This is a genomic window from Faecalibacterium sp. AF28-13AC (assembly GCF_003478405.1).
GTDB lineage: Bacteria > Bacillota > Clostridia > Oscillospirales > Ruminococcaceae > Faecalibacterium > Faecalibacterium prausnitzii_E.
Genome location: NZ_QUFG01000011.1, coordinates 29,537 through 54,325, shown reverse-complemented (window position 1 = coordinate 54,325; position 24,789 = coordinate 29,537). Strand labels below are relative to the sequence as shown.

Here is a 24,789-nt window from a genome sequence, read left to right as displayed (position 1 = left end):
AAACTATGGTATCCTGTTGTCACGGCAAGGTTAGTTAAATCTAACCAAGGCTGCGAAACCCTCTGCAAAGGGTTCCGATTCCTCCATTCCATACTCTCTTTTTCTTTTGGCAGGGTGCGGCATTCTGGTTTGCTCCGCCCCTCCTGCGCGGCAAAGGCGGCTCTGGTACAGCGGCCTTTGCGAAAACAGAAAACAAAAACGGGACACACAGCTTGACCACCTGTGTGCCCCGATTTTTGTTTGTATGGTAAATTTCAATCAGCTGCAAAGCTGCGCTCATGGATGGAATTTCATTTCATCAGTCTGCTTTTACCGGCGTTTCAGTCATGTCGAGGAAGTAGCCCAATACTTCACCGACATCTGTAATCTTACCTTTTACAACGATTTCATCACCGATGGACATATCCATAACGACCTGCTTTTGCTCGTCGTTTTTTATATAGCACTGAACACCAGTGATTGCCCACTCATCCGTGCTGTCAACGATACTGATGTATTTACCGTTGCTATCAATTACGCTGAGTCTTCCTGTCAATTCAACATACTGCCCTTTGTACTTGTCAGCGGCTTTCAAGGCGTTGCTGTCCAGATCCTCGGAAAGCTCGGTTACGGTATATGCAGTATACTCAATTGCAGCCTCAGAAGAAGAACTGGAAACGGCTGTTTTGGAAGTGGCCGTACTGGAGGTAGAACCGCTGGAGTCAGAACTGCCAGACCCTCCAATCGCAGCAAGAACAATGATTACGATAATCGCGATAAACCACCAACGTTTGTAGATCGGCGGTTTGTTTTTTCCACCGCAATGTGGGCATACTTTAGCACTGGCAGCGATTTCTTGTCCGCAATGTTTACAGGTTGTCATTTTGTCCTTTGCCATTTTAATCTTCCTTCTCTTTCTTTTTGATGAGCGGCAGTTTAGACTGTATAAAATACAAGCCTTTTTATCATAATACACCTGATAAGGTGTAAAGTCAATACATCTGATTGGATGTCAAGTATAGTTCCCATAGGTAGGGGGCTTGACTGTGTATTGTTATGAACGACTGCGCGATTTGCGTGAGGATGCCGATTTGACACAAAAAGAAGTAGGAACGATTTTGAATACGACCCAACAGCAATATGCAAAGTATGAACTGGGGGTGCAGGAGATTCCAACGCACCACCTGATTCGACTGGCCGAGTACTATGATGTGAGCATTGATTATATCGTGGGTCGCTTAGACTGGGAGGATGTACAGCTTTTGCGTGTTTTTCAACACTGGAAGCCGGAACAAAAGGCAAAAATTATAAAAAGCAGTAGTAAAAAATAAACACCTTGAGGAAAACTCTTCAAGGTGTTTTGTCATATCAACATTTTTGTCCTGACCATTTGTCAGCCGCGTATCGGGGAGCGGCAGTATTTGTGATCCCGACCATTTATCAGCCGCATATCGGGGAGCGGACACTATTTTGAGGCATCTCTGCCTTGTACTATTATTATACGATGAACCGGCAATTATGTCAATCGTTCAGGAGCGCTTCTGTGCATCCATCCGGTCCAGATGTTTCTGGGCAAACAGCGATGCCACGGCGGAGAAGCCGAAGACGAAGTAGTAGCTGGCGATGCGGAAGAGCATCAGGGTGCTCATGGCCTCGCCGCGTGTCATGAAGGAGCCGAAGACGAGGAGAAAAGCCGTCTCGATGGAACCCATACCGGCCACATTGGGCAGGGCATTGGAGAGGAAGAGCATCAGGCTGGCGAGCAGCTGCACCTGCCAGAAGCTGAGGCCGCAGGGCAGACCCATGAACCGGATGCAGAGATAGGGCAAGGTGTACATCAGAAAGAGCTTGAGGGTGTGCAGCGCGAAGATCTGGACGCAGCGGCCCCTGTCGGCGAGGAGGTGGCGGCTCTCGGTGCCGAGGGTGTCCAGCTGCTCCAGCCATTTTTCCCGGCGGGTCTGCCAGGAGTCCGTCCTGGGCAGGCAGCCCAACGCCCAGCGGGCCAGCCGCTGGATGAGGGGCGATACGCAGACCAGCACCAGCGCCACGATGATGGCGGCCACCACGGCATAGGCCATGGGCAGATAGTTCATCACGCCGGAGGTGTTGGCGGCGAGCCACCGGTGCTGCAGCAACAGCATCACGGTGGCGTAAAGCAGAACGGTGGTCTTGTGGAAGACGTATTGCAGGGTCATCAGGCCCACGCCGGGGCCAAGCGGCAGGCCGCTGCGGTAGAGGTAGTAGGACTGCATCGGCATGGCACCGGCACCCAGGCAGATGACGTTGCCGAAGGTGCCCATGAACGACGATTCCAGCGCCTGCCGCACGGTGAAGCCGGGCATCCGGCTGCGGATGATGACCCAGCTGACCAGACCTTCCAGCACCGGGTAGGTCAGGCCCACGGCCAGCACGAGCAGTACCTGCCAGAAGCGCAGCTGTGCCAGCGCGGCAGAGATCTCGGCCCAGTGGCGCTGGAAGATCCAGAAGACGATGCCGGTTAGCACCACCAGAACGGTGAGCGAGAGGATCGTTTTTTTGCGGGACGGCTGCTGCGGGGTGGACTGGTCCATCAGAGAAGGCTCCTTTCGAAATCGTTGGTTGCAGTATACCACAGCAGCCGGAGCGGTTTGTGAACTTGTACGAAATTTTTCTTGTCAATTTGAGCGAAGTGATAAAAAATCCTCCGTACAACCTCTCAGTCTCGCTCACGCTCGACAGCTCCCCTGGTAGGGGAGCCCTTGGCAGGCCGGGCAGGCCCTGCTGTTCGCTTGGGCCCAATCAGGCGCAAGGCGGCGGGCCCTGTCCGCATTGGCAGCAGCATTTGTATTGCTGCTGTGAATCTCAACAGCGGAGCCCGGTCGTTTCCGAAAGCAAAAACTTTACTCGTCCAGAACGACCATCACCGATTCGCCAGTGCCTCCCCTACAAGGGGAGGTGGCATTGCGAAGCAATGACGGAGAGGTTGTACGAAGGAAAAGTGAATCACAAATAAAACGTTAATGCCCTTCGGTCAGCTCTTTCACCGCAGCGGTGAGGGTGTCGGCGAAGGACTGCTTGGAATAGTGCTTCTCATAGAGCTTCCGGCAGTCGGCCCGCATGGCGGCGAGCTTCTCCGGGTGGAGGATGGCCCACTCCAGAATGGAGGCCAGTTTTTCCGGGTCGTCGTCCGGGTAGGTGAAACCATCCAACCCTTCGGTGATGAGACCGGCGGTGCCGGTGTGTTCCGACACGATGGAAGGTTTGCCGAAGATGAGGCCCTCGGTGACGAAGGTGGGCATCGGGTCGTCGCGGGAGGCGCAGACGAGGCAGGTGCACTGCTCCATCAGGTTCTTGATCTCATCCCGGCTGAGCCGCTTGCAGTAGAAGACGTTGGCCGGGTGCTCGGTGGTCAGGGTGCGGACGGCGTCCATCATCTCCTGGTCGGCAGCTTTGCCCACGAAGAGGAAGGTTGCTTTTTCCCGCACGGCGTCGGGCAGCAGGCGGATGGCCTTGCAGAAGATGTCCTGCCCCTTTCGGCGCTCGAACGAGCCGACCGTGGCGAAGAGGGGCTTGTCGGCGGGATAGCCCAGGTCGCAGCGGGGGAAATCCTCAGCGGCATAGTCCGGCAGGCCGTAGATGAGGGGGCGGATGTCGAACTGGGGGCGGACCGAGTGCATGGCGGCGGCAGCGTGTTTGCCGACCGAGTAGAGCTGCACATTGGGCGCAATGTGCTTGGGGATCTGGTGCGCGATGTGGGGGTAGCCCGCAAAGGCATCGTGGAGCCACCAGAGCACCGGCACCGGCGCGTTGCTCAGGGCGCGGATAACGCGGGCCTCGACCACGGTGTTGGCCAGCACGAAGTCGGCGCAGAGCGCCAGCCCCCAGAGGGTATTCGAGGAGGTGCAGCCCGCGCGGGTGATGACGGCGGCTCCGGCATCCACGAAGAGCTGGAGCGAGCCGGAATCGTCCGGGCCGAGGACCACGACCTCATAGCCCATGCTGCGGAGCACCGGCACGGCGCTGACCAGCACGATGGGGGCACCGGTCATGTCCAGCACATGGCTCATGACGAAGGCCCGCTTGCCGGAGGCGGAATAGGCATCCTCGGCGCAGATGTCCCGCTCGTAGTGGAGCAGGGCCTGCGGGATGCAGACCGGAGCCTGGCAGAGCTGCGCGGCCAAAGCCAGCAGCTCCGTGACGCTTTCGGGGTCCCGCGCGGCGGCGCGGCAGCGGGCCAGCAGGCCGCGGCTGACGAGGGCGAACTTGTTCTCGGCCAGATGCCCATGGCTCTGGTAGAGGGCCGTCTGCCCCGAAAAGCCGAAGACCGCGTTGCAGACGGCGTAGTCTGCGCCGTCCCGCAGGGCCTGGGCAAAATAGGTCAGGGTGGTGGAGAGGCAGGCAACGTCCTCGCTGACGAGGAGCACACCGGCCACCGCGTCGGTCAGCTCTCCGGCCAGATGGTCTACCAGACGGAATTTGCGGTGGAGCTGGTCCTGCAGAGCCTGCGCCAGAACGCGGCTGCGCAGCGGCGCATAGACGAGCAGATAGGTGCTCTGGGTGTCGGTGTAGGTCTGCTTTGCCAGCTGTTCCCGCTGCAGGGAAGTGTAACTGTTGTACATGCGCGTCCCTCCCGGCTCAGTGGCGGAACAGCCCCAGCAGGCGGCGCAGGGGCCGTGTCAGCTTCCAGCTGCTGCTGTTCAGGACGCCTTCCAGCGAAGTCTCGTAGGCCTGACGGCGGGTTTCTGCCTCGGCGTTCTTCTGGTGCAGTTCGCTGATCTGCTGCTGCAGCGCGGCAATGGCCTGCTGCTGTGCGGCGATTTGGTCGTTGAGACCAGCGATGTGCTGGGCCTCGCTGTCTCTGGTCTTCTGGCAGAACCGGAGGCCCTCCAGCACGGTGTTGAAGAGCGGTTTATCGGCCAGCGTTTCCAGCGGGCAGTAATGGTAGGAGACGCCCAGCTTCATCCCGGCGGGGAAATGGGTCACACCGTCCAGCAGATAGTTGGGGTCGCGGTCGAGGAAGAGAGTGCTGTCGCTGGGCAGAGTCAGGCCGTTGACCGGGCGGCAGAGCACCCGGTCGTCCGAAAAGCTCAGATTGGTGATGCAGCAGGGCAGTTCGCCCGGATCGAGCCGCAGGGCGCGGGCGGTCACGGGCAGCTCAAAGGTCGCGATGACGACACCCGTCAGCTCGTCCACCTCATAGTCCGGGGCGGTGAGGGTGTCTTTCTCCGAAAAGCCAAAGCCCGCATCGAAATAGAGGGTGGGCTGCAGCAGGGCGGGGGAGTCGGTGTGCTTCTCGTTCTGGGGATGGGCCGCAAGGTAGGACTGCACTTCCTGTTCCAGCCCAAGGCAGCGTTCTGCCAGACGGGAGACGCCCTCGTCTGAGAGTTTGAGCTGCTGTTCGAGGTCCGCGATGCGGGCCTGCAGGGCAGCCGTGGAGGCAGGAGCTTCGTTGTTCATAACCGGATTCTCCTCATTTTATATAAATTCACTTCAGCGGGGAGACCCCGCAAAAATTCAGTGTCTGGCCGCATAACGCCGCTGTGCCGGGCCCGCACGTCGGGCGGCCGCATTCCGGGCAGCGGTGCGCTGGAGCTTCCAGTCGCGGCGGCGGAGCAGCAGCTCGCAGATCAGCAGGATCGAACCCATGGACACCGCAAAGTGGGTCACAAGGCCCAGAGCCTCCCGGCCCGCAAACTTCTGCGCCATCAGATACCAGGGGATGGCGGTGAGCTCCACGGTGTGGATGCAGAAGATGTACAGCGACCGCTGGCCGATGGCCTGCACGCCGTGGGTGATGAAATTGTCCACATGGCGCTGGAAGAAGAGCAGCAGCGACAGCATACCCAGACCGGTCATCACATCCAGCAGGATGCTCACGGGGCCGAAGGTCCATTCGGCCATCGAGACACAGTCGGTGCTTTGGGTGGCCAGCACAAGGCCCGCCACAGCCAGCGCCGAGGCGATCATGCCGAGCTTGAGCTTCCAGGACAGGGGCCTGTCGAAGAGCTTGTGCTGCTTGGCCAGATACCCGACGTAGAGCGCCGGAACCGTGACCATGCCCTGGCCGATGCAGAAGGGGACCTCCCAGGTGATGCAGATGCCCCAGCCCAACAACATGGTGCCCAGCACGGCCCAGGGTATGTATGGTTCGGGGAAGATGTTCAGGATGACGTCCAGCAGGATCCACGCGATCATCAGCGAGAGCAGATACCACATCGGCCCGCAGGAGAAGAAGGTCTGCCCGGCGTAGAGGGAGGTATGGGGCAGGCCCAGCGCAAAACCGCCGAAGACCTTGAGGGTCTCTCGGACAGCGCCCTCGACCGAGCCGAAGGTGAGATAGTGGATGAGAAAATGGAAGAATGTCGTGGCAAGCCCGGTATAAAGGTAGGGCTTGAGCAGCGTTTTGAACTGCTGGTCGATGCACTTGCCGATGGACCGCTTGCGGAAGCCGTAGCCGCTGGCAATGTAGAACGCCGCCATCAGGGACTCCCGGTAGGCGAACAGATAAAAGGTCATGGGCGTGATGGTCGTTGTGGCACCCACCGGATACAGCTCGGCGGAGTGCGCGAACACGATGGTCAGCATTCCGATGCCCTTGAGAAAATCAAACATGCCCAATGAATTGGCTGTGCGGGGTTTGGTACCCTCCATGAAATGCCCTCCTTTGCGCCGAGATCACCGGGGGAGTGGCAGATGCCGAATTCGGGCGCAAGATGTTAAAAGTTACAAAATCGTTATAAATAAGTATAATGCTTTTTTGAGGTTCTGTCAATCAAAGACGGACAGCCTGCAAAAAGCCCTCCTGGTGCAGAAAAAGTGTACCACACCCGCTGCCCCTGCGCAATGAATGGGAGCAAATCCCATCTGTCTGCACAAGTTGGACGCAAGTTTATATTGCATATTTGTGCAATTAAAACTTGCATTCGGCTCCGGAATGCGGTATACTGAGAACCATAGACCCCAAACTTTGCCAAAAAGCGGGATTCATTGGAAAAACGCCAAACAAACAAGGAGTGTATAAAATATGACCAGAGAAGAGTGCTGCGCCGTTGTTGCTGAAAAAGACATGCCGAGGACGGTCTATGATATGATCGTTGCCATGCAGGAAAAATACGCCGAGCGCCCGGCATTCCGCTGGGTGGACGACGCCACCAAGACCGTGCAGGAGAAGACCTACGGCCAGTTCGTGGAGGACATCCGCAAGATGACCAGCTATCTGCAGGCAAATGTTGCCGATGTGAAGGGCCAGCGCATCGTCATCCTGAGCCGCACCAACTACGAGTACGGTGTGGTGACCTTCGGCACTGTGATGGCCGGTGCCGTCATCGTGACCCTGAACCAGAAAAAGACCTGGCCGGAGCTGGAGTATGAGCTGGGCCTGAGCGAGCCTGCCCTCATCTTTACCGACGGCATTGATTACGGCTATGCCGACGAGCTCAAGGCCGCCTACGGCGACAAGCTCCGCCCCATGAACGCCTATGAGGGCAGCACTCCGGCCGAGCTGGCCAACCGCATCGACCCCAACGCCCTGATGATGCTGATGTTCACCTCCGGCACCACCGGCCGCAGCAAGGGTGTCATGCTCAGCGAGAAGAACTACTTCAGCGCCGTGCGGATGTATGTTGCTGGCCAGGCGGCCGTTATGAGAAAGGCCCAGGAACTGGCCCCGAAGGATATGGACAAGCCCTTCAGCCACTTCACACTGGTGCCCATGTTCCACCTGTCCGGCTTCATCTGCTACTTCGCCTACGGCATCCATGGCTGGACCCTGAACCTCTGCGCGGACCCGCGCGACGTGCGCCGCGATATGTCCATGATGCACAGCGACGCCATGTCCACTCCGCCGGTGCTGGTGGAGATGATCTACAACGAGATCCGCCGCGGCAATCAGGACAAGCTGAACGGCCTGTGGAACCTGAGCTGCTCTTCCGCCATCCTCGACCCGGAGATCCTGAGCTACCTCATCGCCCACGGCTTCTACATCAACCAGTGCTACTCCATGACCGAGCTGGCCGGCTATGGCCTGCTGAACATTGCGCAGGAGGGCGAGCACCTGCGCGCTCTGGGCAAGCCGGACGGCTTCTGCGAGATCAAGCTGGATGAGACCGGTGAGATCTGCGTCCGCGGCGATGCCGTCATGCTGGGCTACTACAAGGACCCGGAGGCCACCGCCGAGGCCATCGACAAGGACGGCTGGCTCCACAGCGGCGACCTGGCCCGCATGGACGAGGACGGCTTCTACTACATCACCGGCCGCAGGAAGAACCTCATCATCCTGGACAGCGGCGAGAACGTCAGCCCCGAAGAGCTGGAGAAGCTGCTGGGCAAATGCACCGACATCAAGGAGTGCGTCGTCAAGGAGATGGGCAAGAAGATCGGTGCCGTCATCTGCTGCGAGCCGGACAAGGAGCAGACCGTCCGCGCCTTCGTCACCGAGCTGAACCGCACCCTGCCGCTGTACAAGCGCATCAGCGCGGTGGAGTGCACCGCAGAGCCGCTGCCCCGCAATGCCATGGGCAAGCTGCTGCGTAAGTAAGAGCGCATTTGTAGAAAATCTGTAAAGCTGTACGGCGAAATATTGCAATTCCCCTGAAAAACGGGTATTATAAAACTGCATGACGTCGGTACAGGCCGGGACCAGAATGGGAAAACCGGGCCGCGCGGGGCATCCCCTTGCGCTGCGACGCTGAAATCCATCATGGAAAGGAAGATTTTTTGATGCAAAGAGCAGAAATCGTGTCCCAGATCCTCGCGATCCTGGAGGACGTGGCAGAGATCAGCCCGGAGGACGTGAACGAAGACAGCGTCCTGATGGACGACCTCGACCTGTCCTCAATGGAGATCCTGACCATTGTGGCGGATCTGGAAGAGACCTTTGGTCTGCGCATCCCCGAAAAGGAGCTGCGCAACTTTGTGACCATCGCGGACGTGGCAGATTATCTGGCGGATAACGCGGGGTGAACTGATTGAACGAGACGCAGTGTGCCGTTTTTCAGGGCATCGTGTATTATTACCGCGCCAATCAGGTGATCTGCCGCTATCAGATCGCCCTGCACGACCCTGTGGACCCGGCGCTGCTGCAGCGGGCCCTGGACGAGATGCGCCCTCTGGCGGGGTGGTACTTCCAGAAAGTCGTGTGGGAAAAGCGGGAGGCGCATCTTGCGCCGAACGATGCGCCCTGCCGGGTGACCGTGGGAGAAGCCGCCCCTGCCATCCCGGAGGCAACGAACGATTATTTGTTTTCGCTCCACTGCGAGGGAACGACCATCTACTTCGACTGGTTCCATTTCCTTGCGGACGGACGCGGATTTTCACCGTTCATGACGCTGGTGCTCCGCGCCTACTGCAACCTGCGGTACGGCACGGCCTTTGCGTGTGAAACGCTTGCCGAGGACCCGCCCTATGACCCGGAGCGGCTGCTCAAAGAGTTCCCGGAGAGCCAGAAGGCGGGGGCCGAGCAGAACCAGCCCATCGACATCTTTGAGGGAAAGCCCGACCGCATCCGGCTCCGGCTGGACCGGGCCAGCCTCATCAAGGCGGCGGCGCGGGAGGGGGTCAAGCCCTTCACGGCTCTGATGGGCATCGTCTGCCAGGGCTGCGGGCAGTATCTGGAAAAGGACGAGCTTCTTTACAGCTTTGCCGCCGACCTGCGCGAGACGATGGGCCTGCCCAATGCCCGCTACAACTGCATCGTCACCTATCAGCTGCCGCTGAAGGGGGCGGCGGGTGCCCGGCTGAGCGCTTTTGCCAAGGCGCTGGATGCCGCCATCCGGGAGTATCTGAAGCCGGAACGCCTGCGCTACCGTTTGGCCGAGCAGATGGGCTTCGTCTGCCGGATGTTCCAGCAGAAGGCTCCGCTGAAGATCAAACAGCGCATCTTCCAGATGGGCGAGTACCTCAGCGGGAGCCCGGCGGATTTCTGGGTGAGCTATCTGGGCGACCCATTCGCCCCGCGCAGCCCGGAACTGGAAGCCTACGTGGAGGATTTCCAGACCTGGGTGCTGCCGGACGGCGCGTCTCTCGCCATGGAAGTGACCAGCCTGCACGGTGTGCTGACCGCCTGCATCGAGAACAAGGTGCATCGCCCCGGCCTTGCGCAGGCGCTGGCCCGCGCATTTGCCGCCGAGGGCGTCACGGTGCTGGAAACAGCGGAACTCGACGAACAATAAAAAAGGTGTTGCTGCGAATTTCTTGCAGCAACACCTTTTTTGGTTTTCAGAAGGAACCGCCCGACGAGCCGCCGAAGCCGTCGCTGTCGGTGGTGGAACCGCCGGAGTCGCTTTCGGGCTGGGGCGGGTCGTAGACCTCGACGCGGTCGGTGTGGGTGTAGCGGTCGGTCTTGACCCGAAGCTTGAGCCCGGCACCGATGTAGTCGTCGGCTTCGGTCTTGAGCTGGGCCGTCTTCATCCGGCTGTACAGGATGCCGCAGACCACGGCGGCGATGAGCATCGGGATGCCCACCACGATGAGGATGCCGATCAGGCCGAGGCCGCCGTCCGGGTCGTTGTCGTAATCCAGCGGCTCGCCGTTCTCGGCGTAGAAGTCCAGTGTGCTGGCGCAGAGGTCGATGTAGGTCTGGGCAGCATCGGCGTAGTCGCCGTCCGACAGCAGGGGCACGACCTCGTCTTCCAGCTGCTCAATGCGGTAGTCGGTAAAGGCGGTGACGCCCCCGCCGTAGGTGATGGTGACGTACTTGCGGGAGCCGAGGGCGATCATGAACAGGATGCCGCTTTTTCCGCTGCCGGAGCCAAGGTCGTTCTGCACATAATAGTTCTTGGCGTAGGCGCGCTGGTCGGTGTCGCCGATGCTGTCCACCGTGAGGAAATAGACGTCGCAGTCATGCCCGGCGGAAGCGTCCTCGGCGCTGGATTCCAGCTGGGCGAGGGTGTCGGCGTCGAACAGGCCGTATTCATCCCGCACAAGGGGCGCGTCGGCCAGCGCCGGGCAGGCGAGACAGACCGCAAGGACCAGAGCGGCAAGGAATGCGCAGAGGCTGCGCAGGCAATGGGTGTGAGGATTCATTCTGCGCACCTCCTTATAAGTAGAGCAGCCAGGTGAGGAAGGCCATCAGCGGCAGGCTGATGGCGGCAAACCACGCGGCCACTTTGGCTTTGTCCACAGGCAGGTCACCGATGAGCCGCCCGGTCTGACCGTTCATCGCGAAGAGGAAGTCGTTGTCCTTCCAGCGGGTGTGGAGCATCCAGACCGGCAGCAGGGCGTAATGCGCCCGGAACTTGCTGAGGTTGATGTCCTCGTGCAGGGTGTTGACCTCCGAATAGCCGTGGGTGGTCTCGTGCAGAGCCTGGGCCGTGGAGTTCAGCATCCGGGGGCGGGCCCGCTCGGCACAGGCGTCGGAGTCCTCGTCGTAGCGGTCGGCCAGAAAGCCCGGCAGATACGCAGTGGAAAAGGGCTTCAGATCGCTGTAATCAAACGGCTCAATGGCGTCCATGTGGGCGTTGGGCATCTTGCTGGAGCCGTCCACCGGAACGCGGGTGAAGAAGGCGGTGCCCTCGCGCCGGACGTCGTAGTGCTGGGTGGTGGTCACGTTGTAGTCGCCCTCGCGGTGGCTCTCGGTCGTCAGGCCCTCGTAGCTGCCCTGAGCGTCGGCCTCGGCATCGTAGAGCCAGAAGGGAACATAGACGCCCTGCAGCTCAGCGATGTGGTTCTGGCTCTTGAACGCCTTGGGCAGAAAGGCCTTGCCTTTATAGTAGTGGGTCAGCTGGGCGATGGCGGCATTCTTGTCCAGCTTGAAGGGCAGGATGTACTCCGGCTTGAGCTTGCCGGAGAGCTTGCCGCCCAGCACGGTGGGGTTGCCGCAGTAGGGACAGTTGGTGGCGGCAGTGGTGGCGTCGCAGACAAGCTCAGCCCCGCAGGTAGTGCAGGTGTAGCTGGTCAGGCTGGCGGCTTCCATCTCATCCCAGACGGGCGCAGACGCTTTGCGCTGCGCCGCTTTTTTCTGGTCTGCCTCGGCGGCAGAGTCGGCCTTTTTCTGCTTGGCCGCGTACTGCGCCTCGATGTCTGCCACCTCATACGCCGAGCCGCAGTAGTCGCAGACGAGCTTGCCGGTGGCGCTGTCGAAATGCAGCGGGCCGGTGCAGGCCGGGCATTGGTAATTCGTTACTTTATCAGCCATTCAGGATGCCTCTCTTATGCGCCGAAGGGGCTGCCGCATTCCGGGCAGAACTTCGGCGGGTGGGCCGGGTCGGCAGGGGTGAAGCCGCAGTTCGGGCACTTGCCTGCGGGCTTCGGCTTGCCGCACTCGGAACAGAATTTGCCGCTGTTCTTTGCGCCGCAGCTGCACACCCAGACGGTGGGCGCTTCGGGCCGGGGCTTGCCGCAGGCGGTGCAGAACTTGCCGGTGTTGCCGGTCTGGCCGCAGGCGCAGGCCCAGCCGGATGCCGGGGCGGCAGGCGTTGCGGGCTGCTGGGCCCCCATCTGGTAGAGGGTCTGGGCGTTGACACCGCCCGCCGCTGCCGCCTGATTGACCCCCATGAAGGCAATGGCCGGGCCGGCAGCGGTGTTGGAGGCAGCCGCCTGCATGGCAGCGGCCTGTGCGCCCACCAGATGGGCGGCGGCGCGGGTGGGGTCCATAAAGGCGGCACTGCGCTGCAGGTCCTTGATCATCTGTTCGTCTTCTTCGCTGGCCTTGACGCCGGACACGCCCAGCGAGACGATCTCGATGCCGCGCAGCTTGCTCCACTTGGCGCTGAGGGCCTGGTTGAGGGCGTCCGCCAGCTCGGTGGTGTGGGCGGGCAGGGAGGAATAGCGGATGCCCTGCTCGCTGATGCGGGCAAAAGCGGGCTGCAGGGCGGTCATCAGCTCGGTCTTGAGCTGGCCGTCCAGCGCGTCGCGGGTGTAGGCGTTTTCCACATTTCCGCAGACGTTGGTGTAAAACAGGATGGGGTTGACGATGCGGTAGCTGTACTCGCCAAAGCAGCGGATGGCGATGTCGAGGTCGATGCCGGCGCGCTGGTCCACCACCCGGAAGGGCACCGGGTTGGGGGTGCCGTACTTGTTGCCCACCAGCTCCTTGGTGTTGATGTAGTAGATGCGCTGGTCGGCGGCGGCCTGCCCGCCAAAGCCGAACCGCTTGCCCATCTCGGCAAAGACGCCGTCGATGTCCTTCAGCCCGCCGCTGAGCAGGGAGGGCTGGGTGCCGGTGCTGTAGGTGTACTCGCCCGGCTCGGCGCACAGCTCCACCACTTTGCCCTGCTCTACGATCAGGGCGCACTGGCCCTCCGCCACGGCCACGACGGAGCCGTCGGAGATGATGTTCTCATTGCCGTGCTTGTTGGCAGAGCGACGGTCGGTGCGCTTCTGCCCCTTGACGGCCAGCACTTCGGCCGGGAGGGCATCGCAATAGAAAAACTCTTTCCACTGGTCGGCCATCACGCCGGAGGCCGCGTTCATTGCAGCTTTTACAAGACCCATATTCCAAATCTCCTTTGAAGTGGTTTCGGTTGCGGAATTACCCTTAGTATAGCACAGAAGCACTGCAAAAGGAAACTGCCTCTTGCAATTTTGGCACGATGGGTGTAGAATACTCCCGACAACAAAATACAGGGGAGCTCGTCATGCGGGCTGAGAGGAAGTGCTCAAACTTCGACCCTTTTACCTGATGCGGATAATGCCGCCGTAGGAAGTCATCACGATGCGTTTTCACAGGGGCTTCCGCAGAGGGAGCTCCTGTTTTTGTTTTCTGCCGCAGCCGCCTTGTGGGCGGCTCCGGGCCGAGGGGGAGCGCCCTGGGCCTTGAATCGACGCGATGGGAAGCCGTGTTCCGGCGTGAGAGGAGACCAGAAAGTCTCGACCGCTTTGCAATAGGAGGAATCCTCATGAAAGCACTCTCTACGAAAAAGCTGGCTCTGGCCGGGATGCTCTGCGCCCTGGCCGTTGTGGGCAGCGTGTTCAGCTTCCCCATTTTTGGCAGCAAATGCGCCCCGGTGCAGCACATGGTCAACATCCTGTGCGCTGTGCTGCTGGGCCCCTACTACGGCATCGGCGTGGCCTTCGTGGCCTCGCTGCTGCGCAACCTGCTGGGCCTGGGCAGTCTGATGGCCTTCCCCGGCAGCATGTTCGGTGCCCTGCTGTGCGGCATCGTCTACCACAAGACCGAAAAGCTGCTGCCCACTCTGGTGGGTGAGGTGTTCGGCACCTCCATCCTGGGCGGGCTGTGCGCCTACCCGGTGGCCATCCTGCTGATGGGCAAGAGCGCGGGCGATATCGCATTCTATGCCTACATCGTGCCCTTCCTCGTCTCGACCGCAGGCGGTGCGGTCATTGCAGGTGTGCTGCTGGCCGCGCTGCAGCGCTCCGGCGCTTTGCGCTCCATGCAGACCAGCCTGAGCTGAGGAGGGCACCGTGACAGCGTTTGGAGCTCTTTTCGACCGGGTGCGGGAAACCTCGCCCCTCGTCCACTGCATCTCGAATCTCGTCAGCGCCAACGACTGCGCTAACATCGTGCTGGCGGCCGGGGCGTCGCCCATCATGGCGGATGACCCGGAGGAGGTGGAGGAGATCACGGCGCTGAGCCGGGCCCTCTGCCTGAGTCTGGGCACCCCGAACCCCCGCAAGGCCGAGGCCATGGTCAAAGCGGGCCGCACCGCCGCCCGGCTGGGCCTGCCGGTGGTCTTTGACCCGGTGGGCGTGGGCGCATCGCAGTTCCGCCAGAGCATCGCGGCCGAGGTGCTGCGGGAAGTGCCCGTCACCGTGCTGCGGTGCAACGCCTCGGAGCTGCAGGCGCTGAGCGGGCTTGCGCAGGTCTCACGCGGGGTGGATGCCGGCAAGACCCTGCCGCCGGAGGCCCTGCGGCCGCTGGCCGAGCAGTTTGCCGCGCAGCACCACTGCGTCGCGGCAGTGACCGGGGCCGAGGACATCGTGACGGACGGGAAGACGACCCACATCCTCCGCAACGGCACCCCGCTGCTGCGGCGTGTGACCGGGGCGGGCTGTATGTTGTCGGTCCTGACGGCGGCTTTCGTGGGGGCCAACCCCGACTGCCCGCTGGCCGCGGCGGCCGCCGCCGTCTGTGCGATGGGCCTTTGCGGCGAGACTGCCGCTGCCCGCCTGACCGGCGAAGAGGGCACCGGAACGCTGTGCATGTATCTGATGGATGCCGTGTCCAACCTGACCGGCGAACAACTTGACCAAGGAGCAAACGATGAACTGTACTGCTGAGATGCTGCGGCTCTATGCCGTGACCGACCGCGCCTGGGTGGGCGAACAGACCCTGCCCCAGCAGGTGGAAGCTGCCCTGAAGGGCGGAGCCACCTGTGTGCAGCTGCGGGAAAAAGATCTGGGCGACGCAGCCATTCTGGCAGAGGCGCTGGAGATCTCCGCCCTCTGCAAACGGTACGGCGTGCCGTTCATTCTGAACGACAACGTGGCGCTGGCCAGGCAGTGCGGGGCCGACGGTGTGCATCTGGGGCAGGAGGATATGGACCCCGCCGAAGCCCGGCGCATCCTTGGCCCGGAGGCCATCATCGGCGTGTCGGCCCACAATGTGGCCGAAGCCAGAGCCGCTGTGGAGGCCGGTGCGGACTATCTGGGCTGCGGGGCCATGTTTGCGACCGCCACCAAGACGAATGTGACCGCCCTGCCCAAAGAGACGCTGCGGGCCATCTGCACGGCGGTCCCCATCCCGGTGGTCGCCATCGGCGGCATCCACAAGCAGAATCTGCTCAGCCTTGCCCACTGCGGCGAAGCCGGTGTGGCGCTGGTCAGCGCCATCTTCGCGGCTAAGGATATCGAGGCCGAGTGCAGGGAATTGAGAGCATTGGTAGAACAGTTATAAAGTTGTCCTTCGTACAACCTCTCAGTCTCGCTCACGCTCGACAGCTCCCCTGGTAGGGGAGCCCTTGGCAGGCCGGGCAGGCCCTGCTGTTCGCTTGGGCCCGATTGGGCGCAGGGCGGCGGGCCCTGTCCGCATTGGTAGCAGCATTTGTATTGCTGCTGTAAATCTCAACAGCGGAGCCCGGTCGTTTCCGGAAGCAAAAACTTTGCTCATCCAGAACGACCATCACCGACTCGCCAGTGGTCATCCTCCCTCTGTCGCTATTCGCGACATCTCCCTCCGGCCGGAGGGAGTCTTTCCTACAAGGGGAGGTGGCATTGCGAAGCAATGGCGGAGAGGTTGTAGGGAGAAAATTATCATCTCGGCAGACCGGGGGCACCACCTTCTGCCGGAACAGACTTCATGCAAAGGAGCTTTGACATGAACACCGCAGGGTTTGTCTGCGGAGGCGCCGGAAACCACCCGTTTGATGGGCGAAGTCCGGCTCTTTCGTAACGATAGAAAAAAGAGCAAGAGCGTATCGACTTGTCAAACTGGAGGTAACAAGATGCAGAATTACACCACACAGATGGACGCGGCCCGCAAGGGCATCGTGACCAAGGAAATGGAGATCGTCGCCCAGAAGGAGTACCGCACCACGGAGGAGATCCGTCAGCTGGTGGCCGAGGGCAAGGTCGCCATCCCGGCCAACAAGCACCACACCTGCCTGAACCCGGAGGGCATCGGCAGCATGCTGCGCACCAAGATCAACGTCAATCTGGGCGTCTCCCGCGACTGCAAGGATTACAACATCGAGATGCAGAAGGTGATGAGCGCCGTGAACATGGGCGCAGAGGCCATTATGGATCTGTCCAGCCACGGCAACACCCAGCCCTTCCGCCAGAAGCTGACCCACGAGTGCCCGGTCATGATCGGCACCGTGCCGGTGTATGACTCGGTCATCCACTACCAGCGCGACCTCGCTACCCTGACGGCGCAGGACTTCGTGGATGTGGTCCGCCTGCACGCAGAGGACGGCGTGGACTTCGTCACCCTGCACTGCGGCATCACCCGCAAGACCATCGAGCAGATCCGCACCCACAAACGGAAGATGAACATCGTCAGCCGCGGCGGTTCGCTGGTCTTTGCCTGGATGTGCATGACCGGCAACGAGAACCCGTTCTACGAGCACTTCGATGAGATCCTGGACATCTGCGAGGAGCACGATGTGACCGTCTCGCTGGGCGATGCCTGCCGTCCCGGCTGCCTGGCCGATGCCACCGACGTCTGCCAGATCGAGGAGCTGGTCCGTCTGGGTGAGCTGACCAAGCGCGCCTGGGCCCACAACGTGCAGGTCATGGTCGAAGGCCCCGGCCATGTGCCCCTGAATCAGGTCGCCGCCAACATGGAAGTCCAGAAGAGCATCTGCATGGGTGCACCCTTCTATGTGCTGGGACCCCTCGTCACCGACATCGCCCCCGGCTACGACCACATCACGGCCGCCATCGGCGGCGCAGTGGCAGCGGCCAGCGGTGCGGCCTTCCTGTGCTATGTGACCCCCGCCGAGCATCTGGCACTGCCCAATGTGGACGATGTGAAGCAGGGCATCGTGGCTTCCAAGATCGCCGCCCATGCCGCTGACATCGCCAAGGGCATCCCCCATGCCCGCGACATCGACGACAAGATGGGCGATGCCCGCCGTGTGCTGGACTGGGATGCACAGTTCGCCTGTGCTATCGACCCGGAGACCGCCAAGGCCATCCGCGACGCCCGCCTGCCCGAAGACGACCACAGCGACACCTGCTCCATGTGCGGCAAGTTCTGCGCCGTCCGCAGCATGAACAAGGCTCTGGCCGGTGAATACATCGACATCCTGTAAGTTCTTCCTCTTTCAATAGAAACACAAAGCCCCCTGCACGCGGTATGTGCAGGGGGCTTTGCTGTTGGCTGGAGGTCAGCCTTCGAGCTGCGGTGCAGAAGAAGGATTCTGGATGAGGTTCGTCATGCTCCGGAGGCTGATGCCGATGGTGGACAGGTTGTGCAGCATGGCCGAAGCGGCGGGCTGCAGGATGCCCAGAGCCCCCAGCGCGATGAGGGTGGAGTTGAAGCTGAGCACGAAGCGGTAGTTCGAGCTGACACGGTGCTGCAGCGCATTGGCGATGGTCTTGAGGGTGACCAGCTCCTCCAGGCTGTCGGCCTTGATGGTGACATCCGCGATCTCGCGGGCGATGGCAGCGCCGGAGTTGATGGCGATGCCGATATCCGCAGCCGAAAGGGCGGGGGAGTCGTTGATGCCGTCGCCGATCATGACGACGGTGTGGCCTTCGGCTTTGGCCTTCTGGACGAAGTTGGCCTTGTCTTCGGGCAGGACTTCCGCGAAGAACTGGTCCACGCCCACCTGCCGGGCAATGGCCTCGGCGGTGCGGTAGCTGTCGCCGGTCATCATCACGGCGTTCCGGATGCCCAGCTTGTGCAGCTGGCGCAGCACGGAAGCGGCTTCGGGGCGGAGGGGGTCTGCGATGCAGATGACGCCCACCAGCTGGCCGGAAGCAGCCATGTACAGGTGCGAGTATTCGGCGGGCATCCGGTCGAACTTTTCCTGCTCGTCGGCGGGAACGATGCAGTGCTCGTCCTCAAAGACGAAGTGGTAGCTGCCGATGACCACCCGCTCGCCGCCGACCCGGCTGGCAATGCCGTGGGCCACAATGTATTCCACTTCAGAGTGCATCTCTTCGTGGGACAGACCCTGCTCTCTGGCGGCGCGGACCACCGCGTTGGCCATGGAGTGGGGGAAATGCTCTTCCAGACAGGCGGCCAGACGGAGCACATCGTCCTTCTCGCTGTTGCTGAAGGGGATGATGTCCACCACCTGCGGGGTGGCGCGGGTCAGGGTGCCGGTCTTATCAAAGACGATGGTGTCGGCCTTGGCCAGAGCTTCCAGATATTTGCCGCCCTTGACCGTGATGTGGGCCGTGCCGCACTCCCGCATGGCGGAGAGGACCGCCAGCGGCATCGAGAGCTTGAGCGCACAGGAGAAGTCCACCATCAGGATGGAGATGGCGCGGGTGACGTTGCGGGTGAGCGCATAGGTGACGACCGTGCCGGCCAGACACCAGGGCACCAGCTTGTCGGCCAGCTCCAGTGCGCGGTTCTCGGTGCTGGATTTGAGCTTTTCGGATTCCTCGATCATGGCCACGATCTTGTCGTAGCGGTTGGCACCGCCTGCGGCCTTGGCGAGGAAGACGCATTCGCCCTCCTCCACGACGGTGCCTGCGTAAACGGTGGCACCTTTTGCCTTGCGCACCGGCATGGATTCGCCGGTCAGAGCGGCCTGGTTGACCATGGCCTCGCCCTCGATGACGGTGCCGTCCAGCGGCACCATGTTGCCGGAGCGGACCACGATCTCATCGCCGGGCTGAACTTTGGTCAGGGGCAGGAGCACCTCGGTGCCCTGGCTGCGCACCCAGACTTTGTCTACATTCAGGGCCATGCTGCGGGCCAGGTCGTCCAGACTCTTCTTGCGGGTCCACTCTTCCAACAGAGAACCAAGGTTCAGCAGGAACATGACGGAACCGGCGGTGCTGAAGTCGCCGCGCAGGACGGAGACGCCGATGCTCAGAGCGTCCAGCACCTCGACTTCCAGCCTGCGGCGGAGCAGGCACCGGACCCCTTTCCAGACAAACGCGATGGAGCGCCAGACTGTGTAGGCGGCGCGGATGGGTGCGGGCAGGAACAGCTTGCGGAAGAAGTGGCCCGCCACGAGGTCGCACATCTTCTCCTGATACTCCTGATTGAGCTTCCGGCTGTCGGCGGTGGTGACAAGGGCGTCCAGCTCCGGCTGGTCGAATTTGTAGCGGCTCAGCGCCTGGACGGCATCGGCGCGTCGGCCGCAGTAATACAGGACCACATCGCCGGTCCGCTCATAGACGGTGGCTTTCTCGATGGCATCGTGGTGGTTGAGATAGGCTTCCAGCACATCGGCGCGGTGCAGGGTCATCCGCACGTTGCAGACATGCACGCGCATCCGGCCCCGGCCCTCATGTAAAATGGTGCATTTCATGGTTACGTTATACCTTCCTCAATAGAAAGAGCCGCCCGCAGGCGGCTCAAGCGCTCAAAAATTATTCAGCGTCCTCGGCGGCAGCAGCCTCTGCAGCTTCGTCCTCGATGACGGCGGCCTCTGCCTTGGCGGCGCGGGCCTCGTTGATGGCCTTTGCGTCGGCCAGGATGTCACCGGCCTGCTCCTGGACCTTGTTGACGGTCTCCATGGTGGAGTCCTTCATGCGCAGGACGGCTGCGGTGGTCTGGGTGTAGACCTTCTTGGCATCGCTGCTGGACAGGAGCTTGAAGCCTGCCGAACCAAACACAACGCCGCCGACGAACAGTGCGATCTTTTTCACATCTACCATAATCGTTTTCCTACCTTTATTCATGTTATTGCAAGCCCCGGATGGGGCGAAAAAACCGAACAGCCTTGCTGTTTCTGCGGATATTGTAGCACGGATTTTGGAATTTTCAAGGGATTTTCGAAATGTTAATCAGTGTAAACTTTTTACGTACCGTAGTTAGAAATGTCTATCCCTAGGTGGGTTTTTTGTCAGACTACAGTTAGTAATCAGAAACAAACCGGAAAGCGCCTCTCAGCGGCCCCAGACGGCCCACAGGTACAGATACCCGGCGGCAACGGCGGAAAGGGTGAAGGGGACGCCGATGCGCAGAAAATCGCGGGTGGTCACGGTCTCGCCGTGCTTGCGCAGGATGCCGATGGCGGCGATGTTGGCCGAAGCCCCGATGGGGGTCAGATTGCCGCCCAGCGTGGCCCCGGTGAGCAGGCCGAAGTAGAACAGCTCCGGCGGGAAACCGGCCCCGCCGTTCATCTGGGCGGCGATGCTCTGCACCACCGGCAGCATGGCGGCCACATAGGGGATGTTGTCGATGAAGGCCGACAGCCCCACCGAGACGACCACCAGCAGGGTGTACAGCCGGAAGGGGTCATCGCCGGAGAAGATGTAGAACAGCTGGGCCGCTGCGTCGATGACGCCCGCCCGGCCGATGCCCTCGATGAGGATGAAGAGGCCGAAGAGCAGCAGCAGGGTGTCGTAGTCCAGCGCCTGGGCCGTCTCTGCCAGCGGAGAGAGCGACCGTGCCCGCAGGCAGGCCCGCGCCACCCCGAACAGGCACAGGCTCATGCAGACGATGCCGCTGCGCAGATCGTAGAGGAGCCGCAGCACCCCGCCCGCCGGGCAGGGCAGGAAGGAGGCCGCGATGAGCAGCCCCACGGTGAGCAGCATCAGGGCGGTGGGCACATCGTCGGTGACTTCGGTCTCCACCGCGGCCTTTACCGGCTGGGTCTGCTTCCGGAAGAGAACGAGCAGCACGCCCAACGAGGCCAGCGCGCCCAGTTCCACCCCGAAAAAGATGCCGGGGCGGCCCTTCATCCAGAAAAAGTCGAAGAAGTTCATCTCCGCAAAGCCGCCCAGCAGGATGCTGGTGGTGTCGCCCACCAGCGTGGCCGCGCCCTGCAGATTGGAGCTGACGGCAATGGCGATGAGGACCGGCACCGGGGAGAGCCGGAGCTTCCGGGCAATGGCAAGGCCCACCGGGGCGACCATCAGCACGGTGGCGACGTTGTCCACAAAGGCGCTGATGACCCCGGCAAAGAGAGCCAGCATACAGACGGCCCACTTCACGTTGGGCACATGGACGATGAGCTGTTCGGCCAGGCGGGTGGGCATTTTGCTGGCAATGAAGAGGGACACGGTGCCCATGGTGCCCGCCATCATCAGCAGCACGTTGAAATCCACGGCCCGTGCGGCGTCGGTCAGGGTGAAGTCGTACACGCCCAGCTGCCCCAGAAGCAAAAAGGCCCCGGCTCCGCCAAGGGCCGCAAAGGGCCGGAAGCGGGGCAGGGCCAGCATCAGGCAGTAGGTGAAAGCAAACAGGATCAGGGCAAGCGTCATGCGTTCTCCTCATGGTCGGCGGGGGCGTCCGGGCCGTCGTGGTCGGCATCGATCATCCGGTAGCCTACGCCGAGTTCGTTCATGATGTAGTTGTTGTGGCCGGGGCGGCTGCCCAGCTTGCGGCGGATGTTGGCCATGTTGACCTGCAGCTTTTTGGTGCTGCCGCAGTCGGTATCGCCCCAGATGGCCCGGACGATGGCGGGGTAGGTCATCACCCGGCCCGCGTGTTCGGAGAGAAAGGCCACGATGTTGTATTCGGTCTGGGTCAGCTTGATCTCCTCCCCGCCCACATAGACCTTGCGCCGCTCGTACTGGATGAGCAGGTCCTGCGCCTGAAAGACGCCGGTGGGGTTGGAGCTGAAGCGGTTGAGCCGCAGTGCGGCCCGCACCCGCGCCAGCAGCTCGCCGGTGCTGAAGGGTTTGGTGATGTAGTCGTTCGCGCCAAGGTCCAGCGCTTCGATCTTGTCTGCCTCGGTGGTGCGGGCCGACAGCACGATGATGGGCGTCATGAATTTCTGGCGCACATAGTGGATGAGCTCGCGGCCGTCGCGGTCGGGCAGGCCCAGATCCAGGATGATGAGGTCGGGCAGGTAGGAGGTGAAGATGGATTTGCCCAGCTCACAGGTGGGGGCCACATAGGTCTTGTAGCCGTTGGTGTCCAGCAGGGTATAGATGAAGCTGCAGATGGTGGGTTCGTCTTCAACGATGAGAATCTTGAATTTGTTGTTGCTCATTTCAGATATTTTCCTCCAGATCAGTGGATTCGTCCGTGGATTCGGTCTCCAGCCAGAAGCGGATGGTGGTGCCTTCGCCGGGGCGGCTCTCGGCCTTGATCTCGCCGCCGTGGGCCTTGACGATGGCCGCGCACACCGCAAGGCCGATGCCCATGCCGTGCTTGCCGGGGCTGGCCGTGTCGTCGGCGGGCAGCATCCGGGTGAACAGCCCTTTCAGCCGCTCTTTGGGGATGCCGCAGCCGTCATCCGAGACTTCAAAGATGGCGTGGTCGCCCAGCGTAAAGACCCGGAGGGTCAGCCTGGTCATTCCCTCGGCGTGGAGCACGGCGTTTTCCAGCAGGTTCATCAACACCTGCGAGATGAGCATCGAGTCCATCGGGATGACCACGAAGCTGTCGGGCAGGTCTACCGTGACGTTCACGTCCGGGTAGTGCTTCTGGAACCGCACCAGCACGGTGTCGATCAGCTCTTCCAGCACGGTGGGGGTCTTCTGCACCGAGACGGTGCCGGTGTCGAACCGGGTGACTGACAGCAGGTTCTCCACCATCCGGTTGAGCCACTGGGCGTCCGAACAGACTTCGCCGAGAAGTTTTAACTTCTGCTCTTTGGCCAGCGAGTCATAATTTTCAATGACCGTGGAGCAGGCCCCATAAATGGAGGTGAGGGGCGTGCGCAGGTCGTGGGAGACCGCGCGCAGAAGGTTGGCGCGCATCTTCTCGGTCTCGCTCTCCATCCGGAGCTGCTCCTGCAGCTTGATGCGGGTGGTAAGGGTGCTGGTCATGATGGAGACGACCAGCATCACCAGCGCGGAGAACAGGTTCTCCGGCAGGGTGAAGTTGAAGGCAAAGTAGGGCGAGCGAAAGGCAAAGTTGACCGCCAGCACACACAGCAGCGAGGCGGCCAGACCCCACAGATAGCCATCGGTATACATCGAGATGAGAAAGACGGCCAGCACGAAGACCATGGAGGCTACGCCGTCGATCCGTCCGCTGAGCACCTGGATGCCGGACACCACCAGAAAGGCCGACGTGATGCCGGACAGCATCACCAGTGCATCGTGCCTGCGGGTGGAAGATCTCATAGAAATGTCTCCTTTCGGATGGATATTCGTTCGGTGTTCAAAGTATACCACACCGGCGGCTAAGAAACAGCAAAGGAGTCGGGAACAGGTGCCGAATGCCGCAGAGCCTGCCCCGATCATAGCACAAAAAGCGGAACGGTGCGAGCGCGGGCCGGGTTTTGCTGTTTGACATTTCCGCTGCAAAAGCATATCATAAAGTTACCTATTATAGAGAGGATGCAGAACACGATGTTTTACTTTGAGAACGACTACTGCGAGGGAGCCCATCCGGCCATCCTGCAAAAGCTGATGGAGACCAACTTTGAAAAGGTGTCCGGCTACGGCACCGACCCCTACTGTGCCAGCGCAAGGGAGAAGATCCGCGCCGCCTGTGCCTGCCCGGAAGCAGATGTGACCTTCATCTCCGGCGGCACCCAGACTAACGCTATCGTCATCGCGTCGATGCTGCACCGGTGGGAAGGGGTCGTGGCAGCTTCCACGGGCCATGTCAACGGCCACGAGGCCGGGGCCATCGAGTACACCGGCCACAAGGTGCTGGGCCTGCCCCACAAGAACGGCAAGCTGGACGCTGCCGACGTCCGCGACTTCTGCGCCACCTTCTACGCAGACGGCAACCACGACCACATGGTCTTCCCCGGCATGGTGTACATCTCCCACCCCACCGAGTACGGCACCCTTTACACCAAAGCCGAGCTGCAGGCGCTGCACGACGTCTGCCAGATGTACCACATGCCCCTCTTCGTGGACGGTGCCCGCCTGGGCTACGGTCTGGCGGCAGAGGGTACGGACGTCACCCTGCCCGACCTGGCCCGGCTGGCGGATGTCTTCTACATCGGCGGCACCAAGGTGGGTGCCCTCTGCGGCGAGGCCGTCGTCTTCCCCCATGGGGCACCGGCACATTTCATGACCATGGTGAAGCAGCAGGGCGCTCTGCTGGCAAAGGGCCGCCTGCTGGGGCTTCCGTTCGATGTCCTCTTCACGGATGACCTGTACCAGACCATCAGCCGGAACGCCATCGCCACGGCCAACGCTCTGAAGCAGGGGCTGGCCGCCAAGGGCTACCGCTTCTTCCTGGATTCGCCCACCAACCAGATCTTCATCGTTTTCTCCAACGAGCAGCTGGCGGCGCTGGAGGGCAAGGCCAAATTCGGCTTCTGGGAGAAGTTCGATGACACCCATACCGTCATGCGCATCGCCACCAGCTGGGCCACCCGGATGGAGGAGATCGACGGCCTGCTGGCCCTGCTGTAAGTGTCAAACATCGGTCCGTCTCTTTGTGCAGGA

The 24,789-nt window shown here is 61.4% G+C and carries 22 protein-coding genes and 1 riboswitch; of the genes, 9 read left to right on the top strand and 13 right to left on the bottom strand.

Features of this window, described 5'->3' with window-relative positions; all coding sequences use genetic code 11:
- Positions 1-298 precede the first annotated feature (298 nt).
- Positions 299-877 carry a hypothetical protein gene (locus tag DWY95_RS14005; RefSeq protein WP_118553982.1) on the bottom strand — a complete coding sequence of 193 codons (579 nt, stop codon included), beginning with the start codon at positions 875-877 and terminating at the stop codon, positions 299-301.
- Positions 878-1,025: 148 nt separating this feature from the next.
- Here DWY95_RS14005 and DWY95_RS14000 point away from each other — a divergent pair, with 148 nt between their 5' ends.
- Entirely contained in the window at positions 1,026-1,310 is a 285-nt protein-coding gene (locus DWY95_RS14000) for a helix-turn-helix transcriptional regulator (protein ID WP_118553981.1), read from the top strand.
- 198 nt (positions 1,311-1,508) lie between these two features.
- On the opposite strand, the gene DWY95_RS13995 is transcribed toward DWY95_RS14000, so the two are convergent.
- The 4 genes from DWY95_RS13995 to DWY95_RS13980 form a co-directional block, all read right to left on the bottom strand.
- Positions 1,509-2,549 carry a lysylphosphatidylglycerol synthase transmembrane domain-containing protein gene (locus DWY95_RS13995; RefSeq protein WP_118553980.1) on the bottom strand — a complete coding sequence of 347 codons (1,041 nt, stop codon included), beginning with the start codon at positions 2,547-2,549 and terminating at the stop codon, positions 1,509-1,511.
- A gap of 426 nt (positions 2,550-2,975) precedes the next feature.
- Positions 2,976-4,577: a glycosyltransferase family 4 protein gene (locus tag DWY95_RS13990; protein WP_118553979.1), complete on the bottom strand. Its 1,602-nt coding sequence runs from the start codon at positions 4,575-4,577 to the stop codon at positions 2,976-2,978.
- Positions 4,578-4,593: 16 nt separating this feature from the next.
- Positions 4,594-5,415 (bottom strand): hypothetical protein, encoded by an 822-nt coding sequence (locus tag DWY95_RS13985; RefSeq protein WP_118553978.1) that lies wholly within the window; start codon positions 5,413-5,415, stop codon positions 4,594-4,596.
- 57 nt (positions 5,416-5,472) lie between these two features.
- Entirely contained in the window at positions 5,473-6,609 is a 1,137-nt protein-coding gene (locus DWY95_RS13980) for an acyltransferase (RefSeq protein WP_118553977.1), read from the bottom strand.
- 373 nt (positions 6,610-6,982) lie between these two features.
- On the opposite strand from DWY95_RS13980, the gene DWY95_RS13975 reads away from it, so the two are divergent.
- The 3 genes from DWY95_RS13975 (at position 6,983) to DWY95_RS13965 (ending at position 10,127) form a co-directional block, all read left to right on the top strand.
- The gene (locus DWY95_RS13975) at positions 6,983-8,494 is read left to right on the top strand and encodes a class I adenylate-forming enzyme family protein (protein WP_243082799.1); all 1,512 of its coding nucleotides are present in this window, start codon (positions 6,983-6,985) and stop codon (positions 8,492-8,494) included.
- A 182-nt stretch (positions 8,495-8,676) separates the two neighbouring features.
- Positions 8,677-8,919, top strand: a complete 243-nt coding sequence (locus tag DWY95_RS13970; RefSeq protein WP_118553976.1) for an acyl carrier protein — start codon at positions 8,677-8,679, stop codon at positions 8,917-8,919.
- 5 nt (positions 8,920-8,924) lie between these two features.
- On the top strand, positions 8,925-10,127 hold the full coding sequence (locus DWY95_RS13965) for a hypothetical protein (RefSeq protein WP_118553975.1): 1,203 nt from the start codon (positions 8,925-8,927) through the stop codon (positions 10,125-10,127).
- Positions 10,128-10,173: 46 nt separating this feature from the next.
- Here the strand turns inward: DWY95_RS13965 and DWY95_RS13960 are convergent, their stop codons facing one another.
- Genes DWY95_RS13960 through DWY95_RS13950 form a run of 3 tightly spaced genes read right to left on the bottom strand, consistent with a single transcriptional unit; the run spans position 10,174 to position 13,389 of the window.
- On the bottom strand, positions 10,174-10,980 hold the full coding sequence (locus DWY95_RS13960) for a TPM domain-containing protein (protein WP_118553974.1): 807 nt from the start codon (positions 10,978-10,980) through the stop codon (positions 10,174-10,176).
- Between the two features lie 13 nt (positions 10,981-10,993).
- Positions 10,994-12,091 carry a Trm112 family protein gene (locus DWY95_RS13955; RefSeq protein WP_118553973.1) on the bottom strand — a complete coding sequence of 366 codons (1,098 nt, stop codon included), beginning with the start codon at positions 12,089-12,091 and terminating at the stop codon, positions 10,994-10,996.
- A gap of 14 nt (positions 12,092-12,105) precedes the next feature.
- On the bottom strand, positions 12,106-13,389 hold the full coding sequence (locus DWY95_RS13950; protein ID WP_118553972.1) for an SPFH domain-containing protein: 1,284 nt from the start codon (positions 13,387-13,389) through the stop codon (positions 12,106-12,108).
- Between the two features lie 120 nt (positions 13,390-13,509).
- Positions 13,510-13,617: riboswitch (TPP riboswitch) on the top strand.
- A gap of 176 nt (positions 13,618-13,793) precedes the next feature.
- Here DWY95_RS13950 and thiW point away from each other — a divergent pair.
- The 4 genes from thiW to thiC all read left to right on the top strand — a co-directional run bounded on the left by thiW (position 13,794) and on the right by thiC (position 17,609).
- Positions 13,794-14,309 (top strand): energy coupling factor transporter S component ThiW, encoded by a 516-nt coding sequence (thiW, locus tag DWY95_RS13945; RefSeq protein WP_097791352.1) that lies wholly within the window; start codon positions 13,794-13,796, stop codon positions 14,307-14,309.
- A gap of 10 nt (positions 14,310-14,319) precedes the next feature.
- Positions 14,320-15,135, top strand: a complete 816-nt coding sequence (thiM, locus tag DWY95_RS13940; protein ID WP_118553971.1) for a hydroxyethylthiazole kinase — start codon at positions 14,320-14,322, stop codon at positions 15,133-15,135.
- A complete protein-coding gene (gene thiE / locus DWY95_RS13935; protein WP_118553970.1) occupies positions 15,119-15,751 on the top strand; it encodes a thiamine phosphate synthase in 633 nt (210 codons plus the stop codon). Before thiM ends, thiE begins: the two co-directional genes overlap by 17 nt.
- Positions 15,752-16,298: 547 nt before the next feature.
- Entirely contained in the window at positions 16,299-17,609 is a 1,311-nt protein-coding gene (gene thiC, locus DWY95_RS13930; RefSeq protein WP_097791349.1) for a phosphomethylpyrimidine synthase ThiC, read from the top strand.
- A 75-nt stretch (positions 17,610-17,684) separates the two neighbouring features.
- On the opposite strand, the gene DWY95_RS13925 is transcribed toward thiC, so the two are convergent.
- From DWY95_RS13925 to DWY95_RS13905, 5 genes are all read right to left on the bottom strand, one after another.
- Positions 17,685-19,790, bottom strand: a complete 2,106-nt coding sequence (locus tag DWY95_RS13925) for a heavy metal translocating P-type ATPase (protein ID WP_243082796.1) — start codon at positions 19,788-19,790, stop codon at positions 17,685-17,687.
- 61 nt (positions 19,791-19,851) lie between these two features.
- Entirely contained in the window at positions 19,852-20,139 is a 288-nt protein-coding gene (locus DWY95_RS13920) for a DUF6110 family protein (protein ID WP_097791348.1), read from the bottom strand.
- Positions 20,140-20,370: 231 nt separating this feature from the next.
- The gene (locus tag DWY95_RS13915) at positions 20,371-21,690 is read right to left on the bottom strand and encodes an SLC13 family permease (RefSeq protein WP_118553969.1); all 1,320 of its coding nucleotides are present in this window, start codon (positions 21,688-21,690) and stop codon (positions 20,371-20,373) included.
- Entirely contained in the window at positions 21,687-22,424 is a 738-nt protein-coding gene (locus DWY95_RS13910) for a response regulator transcription factor (RefSeq protein WP_118553968.1), read from the bottom strand. Before DWY95_RS13910 ends, DWY95_RS13915 begins: the two co-directional genes overlap by 4 nt.
- A 1-nt stretch (position 22,425) precedes the next feature.
- Positions 22,426-23,505, bottom strand: coding sequence for an ATP-binding protein (locus DWY95_RS13905; protein WP_118553967.1), 1,080 nt, complete (start codon positions 23,503-23,505; stop codon positions 22,426-22,428).
- 228 nt (positions 23,506-23,733) lie between these two features.
- Here DWY95_RS13905 and DWY95_RS13900 point away from each other — a divergent pair, with 228 nt between their 5' ends.
- Positions 23,734-24,756 carry an aminotransferase class I/II-fold pyridoxal phosphate-dependent enzyme gene (locus tag DWY95_RS13900; protein ID WP_118553966.1) on the top strand — a complete coding sequence of 341 codons (1,023 nt, stop codon included), beginning with the start codon at positions 23,734-23,736 and terminating at the stop codon, positions 24,754-24,756.
- Positions 24,757-24,789 lie beyond the last annotated feature (33 nt).

Excerpts from the sequence above, each read along its gene's own strand:
- thiE (WP_118553970.1), top strand. The coding sequence starts at position 15,119 with ATGAACTGTACTGCTGAGATGCTGCGGCTCTATGCCGTGACCGACCGC.
- DWY95_RS13970 (WP_118553976.1), top strand. The coding sequence starts at position 8,677 with ATGCAAAGAGCAGAAATCGTGTCCCAGATCCTCGCGATCCTGGAGGAC.
- DWY95_RS13910 (WP_118553968.1), bottom strand. The coding sequence starts at position 22,424 with ATGAGCAACAACAAATTCAAGATTCTCATCGTTGAAGACGAACCCACC.
- DWY95_RS13990 (WP_118553979.1), bottom strand. The coding sequence starts at position 4,577 with ATGTACAACAGTTACACTTCCCTGCAGCGGGAACAGCTGGCAAAGCAG.
- DWY95_RS13925 (WP_243082796.1), bottom strand. The coding sequence starts at position 19,790 with ATGAAATGCACCATTTTACATGAGGGCCGGGGCCGGATGCGCGTGCAT.
- DWY95_RS13985 (WP_118553978.1), bottom strand. The coding sequence starts at position 5,415 with ATGAACAACGAAGCTCCTGCCTCCACGGCTGCCCTGCAGGCCCGCATC.
- DWY95_RS13955 (WP_118553973.1), bottom strand. The coding sequence starts at position 12,091 with ATGGCTGATAAAGTAACGAATTACCAATGCCCGGCCTGCACCGGCCCG.
- DWY95_RS13975 (WP_243082799.1), top strand. The coding sequence starts at position 6,983 with ATGACCAGAGAAGAGTGCTGCGCCGTTGTTGCTGAAAAAGACATGCCG.
- DWY95_RS13905 (WP_118553967.1), bottom strand. The coding sequence starts at position 23,505 with ATGAGATCTTCCACCCGCAGGCACGATGCACTGGTGATGCTGTCCGGC.
- thiW (WP_097791352.1), top strand. The coding sequence starts at position 13,794 with ATGAAAGCACTCTCTACGAAAAAGCTGGCTCTGGCCGGGATGCTCTGC.
- DWY95_RS14005 (WP_118553982.1), bottom strand. The coding sequence starts at position 877 with ATGGCAAAGGACAAAATGACAACCTGTAAACATTGCGGACAAGAAATC.
- DWY95_RS13900 (WP_118553966.1), top strand. The coding sequence starts at position 23,734 with ATGTTTTACTTTGAGAACGACTACTGCGAGGGAGCCCATCCGGCCATC.
- DWY95_RS13920 (WP_097791348.1), bottom strand. The coding sequence starts at position 20,139 with ATGGTAGATGTGAAAAAGATCGCACTGTTCGTCGGCGGCGTTGTGTTT.
- thiC (WP_097791349.1), top strand. The coding sequence starts at position 16,299 with ATGCAGAATTACACCACACAGATGGACGCGGCCCGCAAGGGCATCGTG.
- DWY95_RS13950 (WP_118553972.1), bottom strand. The coding sequence starts at position 13,389 with ATGGGTCTTGTAAAAGCTGCAATGAACGCGGCCTCCGGCGTGATGGCC.
- DWY95_RS13960 (WP_118553974.1), bottom strand. The coding sequence starts at position 10,980 with ATGAATCCTCACACCCATTGCCTGCGCAGCCTCTGCGCATTCCTTGCC.
- DWY95_RS13915 (WP_118553969.1), bottom strand. The coding sequence starts at position 21,690 with ATGACGCTTGCCCTGATCCTGTTTGCTTTCACCTACTGCCTGATGCTG.
- DWY95_RS13995 (WP_118553980.1), bottom strand. The coding sequence starts at position 2,549 with ATGGACCAGTCCACCCCGCAGCAGCCGTCCCGCAAAAAAACGATCCTC.
- DWY95_RS13980 (WP_118553977.1), bottom strand. The coding sequence starts at position 6,609 with ATGGAGGGTACCAAACCCCGCACAGCCAATTCATTGGGCATGTTTGAT.